Below are 10,388 nucleotides of genomic sequence, written 5' to 3' on the forward strand. Positions count from 1 at the left end.
TAGGTAAAATGCAAGAACAGACAGAAGATAGGCTACGTAAGGTGAAAAGTATATTGGTAACCTTACCAAAACCGGAAACAGAGAAGTCTCCTTATTTTGATTTGGCTAAGAAGTACAATTTGAAAATTGATTTTAGATCATTTATTCATGTTGAAGGTGTTCCAGCCAGGGATTTCAGAAAAGATAAAATCACCTTGGGTGATTTTACAGCAGTAGTTTTTACAAGCAGAAATGCAGTAGATCACTTCTTTAGAATTTGTGAAGAAATGAGATACGATGTGCCAGCAGATTTGAAATACTTCTGTATTTCGGAGTCTACAGCATTATATCTGCAGAAATACATCCAATACAGAAAGCGAAAAATCTTTTTTGGTAAGCAAACTGCAGCCGATCTGGCCGAAGTATTAAAGAAACATGCTGAGGAGAAATTCCTTTATCCATGTTCTGATGTAGCTACCGAAGATACCATGAACTTTTTGCAAAAGAACGGATACAACGTTACACCAGCAGTTTTGTTTAGAACTGTAGTGTCTGATTTATCTGATCTGGCAGAAGTTTTTTATGATATCATCGCTTTCTTTAGTCCTTCAAGTATTCAGTCGTTATTTACCAATTTCCCTGACTTCAAGCAGAACAATACACGTATTGCCGCCTTTGGGGTAAATACACATAAAGCTGTTAAAGATGCAGACTTGATTGTAGATATAGCAGCCCCTTCGCCGGAAGCTCCATCTATGATTATGGCACTTGAGAATTATATAAAGAAATCAAATAAATAGGCCTTTGATATTTACTTTTACTTTAATAAGTTTCTTGTGAATTGTAGCGGTGATGGTATAAATAGCAAAACCCCTTTCTTTTTTACAATGGGTCACATTTTTATGACCTAATAATTGTTTATATCAATCATTATTGATAAAATTGTTATAAAATTGCTTAGCGCTATTATGAGAAACTTATACTTCGTTGCTTTTATTATGATCACTGCATTATTTTCTAGTTGTGGAAAAGGAGGACAGGGAGAACTAGTAGGAGTTTATAATAGGAAATTCAGAAACAATAAAATTCCATTGGGAATGGTATATATCCCACCTGGAAGGACATTAATTGGGATGTCTGATGAGGACATCAATAACTCGCAAAGTTCTCCGAGTAGGATGACTTCATTCAGTGCCTTTTTTATGGATCAAACCGAAATCTCAAACGCTGAATACAGACAGTTTGTGACTTGGGTTAGAGATTCTGTTGCCGTAACCTCTTTAGGTCCAACGGTAGCTCCGGCTTTCTTTAAGCCTGCACCAAAAGGGGCAGATGGAGCAGGTGCTTTAGGTGCCAATCGAGATATTGACTGGAGAAAAGTTGGAAAAGGATCTTTACTTTGGAGTAAAAAGAACGGTGGTATGGGCAACAAGTTAACCGATATGTATTATAGCGGTGCTGATGCTTTACCGGGCAAAAATGAAATCGATATCAGAAAACTTAAATATGCTTATAGCTATGTGAGCTCTGATTTAGCGGTTGAAGGTAGAAAAGACCCATCGAAAAAAAGACAGGATTTCATCATCACTTATACCGATAATCCTGATCCTTCTAATCCAAATCATCACCCATCTGTACCTGTTTATCCAGATACATTGGTTTGGAAAGTAGATTATTCATATTCTCAGAATGATCCAATGGTGAAAACTTATTTTAACCACCCTTCTTACGATGAGTATCCTGTGGTAGGGGTTACATGGGAGCAAGCCAGTGCTTTTTGTGTGTGGCGTACCCGTTTCTACGAATCAGTTGCCGCTTCAAGAAAATTACCTGCAAACTCAAGACCTGAATACCAGTTGCCAAGTGATGCACAGTTTGAATATGCTGCCAGAGGTGGTAATGTGAAGACTAAGTATCCATGGGGTGGCCCATATGTGCGCAATACAAAAGGTTGCATGCAAGCAAACTTTAAGGTAGGTCGTGGAAATTATTCTGATGACGGTGGACTATACACTGTAAATGTAAAATCTTATTTCCCTAATGATTACGGGCTATTCAATATGGCTGGTAACGTTGCGGAATGGACAATAACTGCTTATAACCAGTCTTCAGCCCCAATGCTGCTTGATTTTAACCCTAACTTTACTTATGTAGCTAAAACTGGCGACAGTAAATACATGAAACGTAAAGTAGTAAGGGGTGGATCATGGAAAGATATTGGCTTCTTCCTTCAAAATTCTGTGGGTACGTACGAGTACCAGGATCAAGCTAGATCATATATTGGTTTCAGATGTGTAACCGCATATCCTGGTACTGATATCAGCTATAAAAACTAAAATAAACCCAAAAACTCAATAATCTCAAACATCCTTATTAACGAACAAAATGGCAGCAAAAAAGAAATTCGATTGGTTACACGTTGCAATATCCTGGGGAGCCAGTATTGTAATTATTGGCGCCTTATTTAAAATATTACATATTGGTGGAGCCTTTGGTAACTATGCGATAGGTATTGGTTTGGGAGTGGAAGCTTGTTTATTCTTCTTAACCGGCTTTAGACAACCAGAACAAGAACTTCCTTGGGAAAGAGTATATCCTGAATTAAGTGCTGATTATAACGGAGAGAAACGTCAAGTTCCAGTTGCTCAGGTGGCTGTAGCAGGTAATTCTTCAACCGCTGCCTTAGACAACATGATTAACGCTAAAATCGGTCCTGAATTGATTGAAAGCTTAGGTAACGGTTTGCGTACTTTTGGTGATAAAGTTGCTGCAATCTCAAACGTTGCAGATACTTCAGCCGCTACAACAGAATTTACAGCTAAAGTAAAAACTGCTTCTGCAAGTTTTGATTCATTGAATGGTGCTTTCCAAAAAGCAACTTCTCAGTTAGCAGAAATGGGCGAAAGCAATACTTCAGCTACCGCATACCATGATCAGGTGAACGCTTTAGCTAAAAATCTATCTGCTTTAAATGCAGTTTACGAATTGGAATTACAAGATTCAAGTGCACACCTTAAATCAATGAATAAATTCTATCAGAATCTATCATTAACAATGGGCAACTTTAATGAATCTATGGAAGATTCGAAACAGTTTAAAGACGAGGTTGGTAAATTGGCCAAAAACTTATCTTCATTAAATGCCATCTATGGTAATATGCTGTCTGCTATGAATCAGCAACGTGTATAATTAGCAATCAATTAGTTATTATTTAACCAAACAGACCTAATTATAAAATGGCCGGAGGAAAAGAAACAACGAGGCAGAAGATGATCAATATCATGTATTTGGTATTGTTAGCGATGCTCGCTTTAAACGTATCAGATACCATACTAAATGCCTTTAAAAATATAAACGACAGTTTGGTTTCTTCTAAAACCAACGTAAATACAAGTATTGATCAGTTATTTGCATCGTTTGAAAATACAAAATTAAAAGACGAACCAGCCCGAGCACAACCTATTTGGGAGAAAGCCAACAAGGCAAAGGCGCTTGCTGATGAGTTGAACAATCTTGTTCAACAATTGAAAGACGAGTTCCTTAAAGCCGGTGAAGGTATCAATGAAGAAACTGGCGATATCAAGCTTCGGGATAACATGGATATTGCTCAAGGCATCATGGTTAACCGTAAGGAAGGATTTAAGTTAAAAGCTAAAATTAACGAGACCCGTGAGAAATTGATCGACCTGTTGGACGAAAAAGATCGTGCTGGTGTAACTTTTTCTTTAGAAGCTAAAGATGCCGTAAAAGGCATAAATGGCAAAAAAGAATGGGTAGACGTTAATTTTGGTGAGGGTACGCCACTTACGGCTGCCAATACCATCTTAAGTAAAATTCAAGCCGATGTTAAAAATGCAGAAGCCGAAGTAGTTAAAAAATTATTCGGTAACATGGATAAAGCATTGGTTAATTTGGATCATTTTGAGGCTGTGGCTGTAGCGCCAAGCTCTTATGTGGTACAAGGTCAGCCTTACACTGCTGAGGTATTTTTAACTGCTAGCGATAGCCGTTCTAACCCACAGATCACTGTAAATGGAAGTGGCCTTTCTGTAAAAGACGGTAAAGGAACTTATACCGGTGGAACTGGTGCAGTAGGTATGTTTAAGTGGAAAGGTGTAATCCGTGTGAAACAAACAGACGGTACTGTAAAAGAATATCCAACTGCAGAACAAAGCTATCAGGTCGCCAAGCCTTCGGCAACGGTTTCTCCTGATAAAATGAATGTAATTTATGCTGGTATTCCGAACCCGTTCTCAGTTTCGGCTGCTGGTTTCCCATTAGAAAGCGTAAACGCTACCATTTCTGGCGGGTCAATTAGAAAAGAGGGCAGCGGAAAATATGCTGTAAGTGTTGGTGGTGATCAGGTAGGAAAAACATTAAGTATCAATGTTTCTGCAAGTCAGGGAGGTAAAACATTGAACCTGGGTGCTCAACAATTCAGAGTTAAAGCATTGCCTACACCAAAAGCATACATCAAAGGTAAATCTGGAGGTAATGTGCCTTTAGAATGGATGGAAGGTGCGGGTTCTATTGATACTCAACTGGAAGACTTTGTTTTTGATGTTAAATTTAGGGTGGTTAGGTTTGCTGCAACTTTTATTAACCCACGTTCTGACGCGGTTACCATTACAAATCCTGGTGGCGGCTTTGGTGGACAAATAAAAGGAGCTTTAAACTCTATTAAACCAGGCGCAACCATTATCTTTAAAGATATTGTTTGTGAAGGACCTGATGGTAGACAAAAGGTTTTAGATGGAATAACATTTATTGCTAAATAGAAGAGATGATGAAAAAGGTTTTGTATACAGTCTTATTCCTGTTTATTTGCTCAGCTTCTTTTGCGCAAAGCAACAAGAGACGAGCCACTAAACCAGCTGCTGCAACGGCGGCTCCTGTGGTAACAGCCCCGGTTGTACCTGTAGATACTGTACCGAAGGTGAAGAAAAAAATAAAAACACCTCCTAAAGACGGCTACTCTGTTAGAGTAGATGTTGACAGTAATGTAATGGTTCAGTATGCTGATGTAAGGGAAGAAGATGTTTTTTATGCAAAACGCATCTGGCGTGAAATTGATTTAAGAGATACCATCAACTCTGTATTAAAAGCAGAAAATGCAAAGCTAATCGATATCCTGCTTGAAGCAGTTGGTAACGAAGAGCTGACGGTGTATTCTTCTAAGGATACAACAGCAGGAAAGCTTTTGGAGGACAATGACTCATTTAGAATTGCATTAACCGCTCAGGAGGCTTTACAAAGCGCGAGAGGGGTAAGCGAAGGGGTAGCTGATTCGGCAACTGGTAAAATTGCTGAACCAAAATTGAGAAGACTAAGGTCTGACGAGTTTCTTAAATTCAGAATTAAGGAAGACTGGATCCTGGATATCAAGCGTTCTATTTTCGAACCAAGAATTATAGGTCTTGCACCTATGAAAATGGTAGAAGGTAACTGGCAACCAGTATTCTGGATTTATTATGATGATGCAAGAGAGTTATTGAGCAAAAAGCGTATGACGAATCCGCTTAATGATGCTTCGCAACTCACTTTTGACGATTTCTTTGTGAGACGCTTGTTCTCAAGTTATGTAGTGAAGGAAACTAACCCAGCTAATAAAAACATTATCGATATCCTAGGTCAGACTGATCCTAAGGACACAAAAAAATTATATGAGTCGGAAAGGATTAAGAAATCTATTTCTGATTACGAGCAAAGCTTGTGGGAGTATTAATTTAAACTCCGAAGGAAAACGAAAAGAGGGTGTATCAGGATACACCCTCTTTTTTTTATGTGCGGTCGTCATCCTGAATTTATTTCAGGATCACTCTTGAGCATATTTTTTGAATAACAGGTGCGAGGTCCTGAAATAAATTCAGGATGACGACCGAGTTACGACGGCCGTGTTAACGCTAAGACCCTACAATTCCTTGCTCTTAACAAAGTAATCTAGTAGCGCTTTCAATTGTGCTTAAACAGTGGGTTCGAGGTCTTCGATCTCATCAGCTAGCTGTCAAGTACGATCATAGGAGTTGAGAATGCGAATTCCTGAATTGAAATGCCAACACGCGTGAGATTCAGTCGAAATTAAGGGAGGACTGAGTCTCTTAAGAATAAAGATTAGTGAGTACTGGCTGTTTCAGGTTAAGCGGTGTTTTTTTGAGGGCTGTACGATCGCGTAATGCGAATTCATATTACTGCTCTGTATCTCAGTAAGTTCAGTCCAATGGATGGTGAAGAATTTGCTCTTGATGGATATTCTATTGTTTTAAGAATGGTATTGTCGATTTTGTGCACTGAAGATAATTTGATTTTTTCTTAAAATTGGTTAACACTGCGATTTTAGCCTTTACTTCAGAGTTTTCTATTCTTTAATTTTCTTTTCATTATTTTTTTAAATGCATCTAGACTGCACTGAGGTTTGTTAATATTAAGCATTATTAATTCTTCTTGTGTGTACATAACTCTATAAATGATGATATTAAATCTGTCAAATGCTGACATATCTATTTTAAGGATTCTGGTGTTAAATTCATTTTATTTTCCCAATCCAATAATCCCCTCGGCCATAAATGCGGTGTCATTAGGAGCTTATGGGGAGAATCAGGTTAGTCTTTATACTGGAACTCCAGACTTAACAATCCCCTTATAATGGGATTGCCTACAACTATCCGTGGTATTTTTAACTTAATAAATATGAATAAAGTCTATCCGTTTGTCTTTCTATTATTGTTATTTTCTATTGAATGCTATAGCCAAAATAGCTATAAGCTAGAAGAAATAACTCCTAAGTCGCCAACTGCGTCAGGTATACAAAAATACGGTGAAGTTCCGGTTTCTTTAAATAATGGCACCAGTTCAATTTCAATTGAACTTTATAAGCTATCCGCTGGTTTGGGAGATTTAGAAATTCCTATTTCATTAAATTATTATAATAATGGCTTAAAAACTGATGAGATCCCTTCCTCGATAGGTTTAGGATGGGATTTGTTTTGGGGAGGTGTAATATCGCTTACGCAAAGGGGTAACTATGATTTTTCTGAAATAGGCTCAGGTTTGTATAGCGGAAAATCTTTATACTATTATCAACAGGCAGGACAGAATTTGAGTTATGTAGAAAGGTGTGATTATGAGGAAGGTATGGTTTCAGGTCGGTATGAAGGAGAGCCTGATACTTATAGCTATAACTTTCTAGGCCATTCTGGAAATTTTTATTTTGATGTTGATCAAAAAATAAGAGCATACCCAGAGTCAGATCTTAAATTTTCTACTGTAGGTCCTGGCGGTGGTTCATTTAAAATTATTGATAATAATGGAAATACTTTCTATTTCCAGCAATCAGAATTAAGTAGAGTTACTTCTTTTCAACAAGATCCATTTATTAGTCCGATAAATGTTCCATCATCTATCTTTTTAACGAAGATTGAAACAGCAAAGGGCAGAAAAGTGCGATTTACTTATAAAGAGACAGGTTTTGAGACAGTTAAGAAGGGAGAACGACTATCAGTTACTGGCGTTAGATCCGGGGGTACTTTTGGAATGATACCATATAGGTCTGATTTAGATACCACCAAATATTATTTGTCAATGACTCATTTACTTCCTGATTCTATTATAACAGACAATGGATATATAAAGTTTATTCACAGTAGTACAGGGAGACTGGATGTTAGTAAAATTTCTACAGGGAGTATGTCTTATATTATGGGCTTTAAAGTAGCTAATTATCAAAATAACAAGGTGTCAGAATTTGAGTTTTTGCAATCGTATTTTGATACGGACAAAAGACTAAAACTGACCTCAGTGAGAGAGATTTCAGAGAACAAGGTTGCTAGGAATTGGCAATTTTCATATTATGGTGAAAACTTGAGCTTTCCTGCCTTTTATGACAAGGGTAAGGATCATTGGGGCTATTATAATGGAAAGTATAATGCTTCTCTACTTCCTGAAGCTCATTATAAGGAATTATTCACACCATCTTCATTGTATCAACCCCATCAACAGCTTGGAATGCCAAATGATATTCGTGTTGGAGATAGAAATGCTGATCCGTCGTATAGTATGCGTGGTTTGCTTAAGGGAATTAAATACCCAACTGGCGGGAGTTCAATATTAACCTATGAGCCTAATCAGATTAAGGTCAGGCTATATACCGATATTACAAATAATAGGTTCTTATCATGGCACTTGCCTTATGATACAATTTGTGCAGCCTCTGTTATGTATAATGTTCCTGTATTTACAACGAATATATCTAAAACATTTACGATAACCAGGGGGAAGTATGCCTATGTAAATGCTTCAATAGAGCAAGATAATTACTATCATGATAATCATTCATCAATTTGGATTTATGGCCCTGAAGCCTCTGCTAATGAAATAAGTTATGCAATGTATCCAACAGGGACGTCTGTTCCTAAAAGAGTGTATCTGAGTCCTGGAGAATACCGGGTGCAGCTAAATGCAGGATATACCTTTGATGAGTATGATAGATTAGTACCACTGGAAGCAAGTTTTGAATTGCTTACGGAGGATCCAGATGTGTTCCCGCCATACTTTGTAGGAGGCAATAGAATTAAGTCCATAACTAGTATTGGAGAGAATGGAAAGGTTATTTCTGGAAAATACTATGAATATGTCGATAGTTTAAATAAGGTGAATTTTGAAATCATTCCTTATTATGAAAAGCGCTATCAGGAATCGGTGGATTTTGGTTTAGCAGACTATTCAAGCGCGACCGTTCATGTTATATCAAGTGATCCAATAGTACCAATTGTTGGAAGTGTTATTGAATATCCTTTTGTAACAGAATACATGGATAGTTTAGGTTTGCATGGGAAAACAAGCTATGAATTTGATAGGACACGAAATCTGTCGAGTGGTAACATGATGCCATGGATGACCAATTGGATTTCAGGGAAAATACTATCCAAAAAAGACTATGTTTTTAAAGATGGTAACTATAATTTGGTCCGTTCTATTGAGAACAAATATTTTTCTTCTGATACCTTGAGTTTTAAAATGCATCCTAAAACGCTAGAATTAATTAGTTTCACTAGTGGTTTTATTCCTGCTCCAATGCCCGGAGCCTGCAATGGGGATCCTAATAGGGCTTTGAAGATCACAGAGTCCGGACTCTCGGTTTGCAGGTACTATTTAAAAGAATCAATAGCAAAGGATTATTATGGGATATCAAATGTTATTTCTGTAAATAATATTTCACATGGTTCGGTTTACCATGCCTTGCCAACTTTTCAAACTGTTACTGAAAGTTCGGGGGGATTACTTAAAACAAAAACTTATTATTCTAGTGATTACAATACTACCATTGTTTCCTCAAATGAAGCGAAAGGATTGAAGCAATTAGCAAATTTAAATAAATTACTGCCAATTGAATCCTTATTGATTCGGACGATTAATGGAATAGATCACGTTGTTAAAGGAAGTTTAATGACTTTTAAAGAGGATAGAGGTTTGGCAGATACAGCCTATTCTTTATCTATCATTACTCCTGTTCCTCTAAGTTCATTTAGCAAAAGTTATATAAATAGTAATGGGGTCTTTGTAAAAGATCTACGTTATAAAGCTGATTTGAATTTTTCGATATATAATGCTTATGGAAATGTTATAGAGCAGCAATATACAGATAATATGAAAGAACTATATCTATATGGGTACAAAGGACTGTATCCAGTTGCCAAAATCATCAATGCAGAATATATACAACTTTCGGGACTTATCAACCAGGATTATTTATCTGGAATTACTGATGATAATACATTGAGGGATTACTTGAATACACTTCGTACAAATTTGCCCAAATCTCAGATCACTACCTACACATACTCTCCTTTGGTTGGTATGACAAGCCAAACTGATCCAAAAGGTGAAACGATTTATTATGAATACGATAGTTTTCAACGGTTGAAGTGTATTAAAGACCGGCAAGGGAATATTGTAAATAGTTACGATTATCATTATAAACCCCAAACAAATTAAGCAATGAAATTACTATCCTATTTTACTTTTCTGTTTTTGATATTAACGGGAATGGTCTTTAACAGTTACGGACAAGAGCAAAAGAGTCAGAAACAAGATGCTTCAATAGCGGTGCAGCGACAAAAACAGGAGCGGAACTATTATCGGAAGAGCCTTGGCGTAGATTCGCTAAAGGCTGTGCAGGTTGCCCAGGTTCAGAATGCTTATAAAGCTGCCCTAAACATCATTGTAGCCGACACAAGTCTGAATGAAGCGGCAAAGCGGACTAGAATTAGCGCATTGATGGAGGTAAAGAACCAGAAGCTTCGAGGACTGCTTAGTCCTGCACAGCAGGAGAAGATTATCCCGACCACAGAGCGGGTTCCCGCTAAACCAATAAACCAACTTTAATTAGCATTGGCTCTCTTAACGCCCCATAT

General features: G+C 37.3%; 8 protein-coding genes. All 8 read left to right on the plus strand.

Annotation, left to right across the window (positions count from 1 at the left end):
- The first annotated feature begins 8 nt into the window (after positions 1–8).
- Entirely contained in the window at positions 9–779 is a 771-nt protein-coding gene (locus EZ444_RS07995; protein WP_131608202.1) for a uroporphyrinogen-III synthase, read from the plus strand.
- Positions 780–947: 168 nt separating this feature from the next.
- Complete coding sequence (gene porK / locus EZ444_RS08000; protein ID WP_131608203.1) at positions 948–2,315, plus strand: T9SS ring complex lipoprotein PorK/GldK; 1,368 nt, start codon at positions 948–950, stop codon at positions 2,313–2,315.
- Between the two features lie 49 nt (positions 2,316–2,364).
- A complete protein-coding gene (gene porL / locus EZ444_RS08005) occupies positions 2,365–3,168 on the plus strand; it encodes a type IX secretion system motor protein PorL/GldL (protein WP_131608204.1) in 804 nt (267 codons plus the stop codon).
- A 47-nt stretch (positions 3,169–3,215) separates the two neighbouring features.
- Entirely contained in the window at positions 3,216–4,757 is a 1,542-nt protein-coding gene (gene porM / locus EZ444_RS08010) for a type IX secretion system motor protein PorM/GldM (protein WP_131608205.1), read from the plus strand.
- 5 nt (positions 4,758–4,762) lie between these two features.
- Positions 4,763–5,704: a type IX secretion system ring subunit PorN/GldN gene (gene porN, locus EZ444_RS08015; protein WP_225874667.1), complete on the plus strand. Its 942-nt coding sequence runs from the start codon at positions 4,763–4,765 to the stop codon at positions 5,702–5,704.
- A 738-nt stretch (positions 5,705–6,442) separates the two neighbouring features.
- On the plus strand, positions 6,443–6,622 hold the full coding sequence (locus EZ444_RS08020) for a hypothetical protein (protein ID WP_131608206.1): 180 nt from the start codon (positions 6,443–6,445) through the stop codon (positions 6,620–6,622).
- Positions 6,623–6,666: 44 nt separating this feature from the next.
- Positions 6,667–9,969 (plus strand): hypothetical protein, encoded by a 3,303-nt coding sequence (locus tag EZ444_RS08025; protein WP_165503557.1) that lies wholly within the window; start codon positions 6,667–6,669, stop codon positions 9,967–9,969.
- Positions 9,970–9,972: 3 nt separating this feature from the next.
- Positions 9,973–10,359, plus strand: a complete 387-nt coding sequence (locus tag EZ444_RS08030; protein WP_131608208.1) for a hypothetical protein — start codon at positions 9,973–9,975, stop codon at positions 10,357–10,359.
- Positions 10,360–10,388 lie beyond the last annotated feature (29 nt).

The sequence above is a fragment of the Pedobacter hiemivivus genome, from assembly GCF_004331685.1.
GTDB classification, from domain to species: Bacteria; Bacteroidota; Bacteroidia; order Sphingobacteriales; family Sphingobacteriaceae; genus Pedobacter; species Pedobacter hiemivivus.

Excerpts from the sequence above, each read along its gene's own strand:
- EZ444_RS07995 (WP_131608202.1), top strand. The coding sequence starts at position 9 with ATGCAAGAACAGACAGAAGATAGGCTACGTAAGGTGAAAAGTATATTG.
- porK (WP_131608203.1), top strand. The coding sequence starts at position 948 with ATGAGAAACTTATACTTCGTTGCTTTTATTATGATCACTGCATTATTT.
- porL (WP_131608204.1), top strand. The coding sequence starts at position 2,365 with ATGGCAGCAAAAAAGAAATTCGATTGGTTACACGTTGCAATATCCTGG.
- porM (WP_131608205.1), top strand. The coding sequence starts at position 3,216 with ATGGCCGGAGGAAAAGAAACAACGAGGCAGAAGATGATCAATATCATG.
- porN (WP_225874667.1), top strand. The coding sequence starts at position 4,763 with ATGATGAAAAAGGTTTTGTATACAGTCTTATTCCTGTTTATTTGCTCA.
- EZ444_RS08020 (WP_131608206.1), top strand. The coding sequence starts at position 6,443 with ATGATGATATTAAATCTGTCAAATGCTGACATATCTATTTTAAGGATT.
- EZ444_RS08025 (WP_165503557.1), top strand. The coding sequence starts at position 6,667 with ATGAATAAAGTCTATCCGTTTGTCTTTCTATTATTGTTATTTTCTATT.
- EZ444_RS08030 (WP_131608208.1), top strand. The coding sequence starts at position 9,973 with ATGAAATTACTATCCTATTTTACTTTTCTGTTTTTGATATTAACGGGA.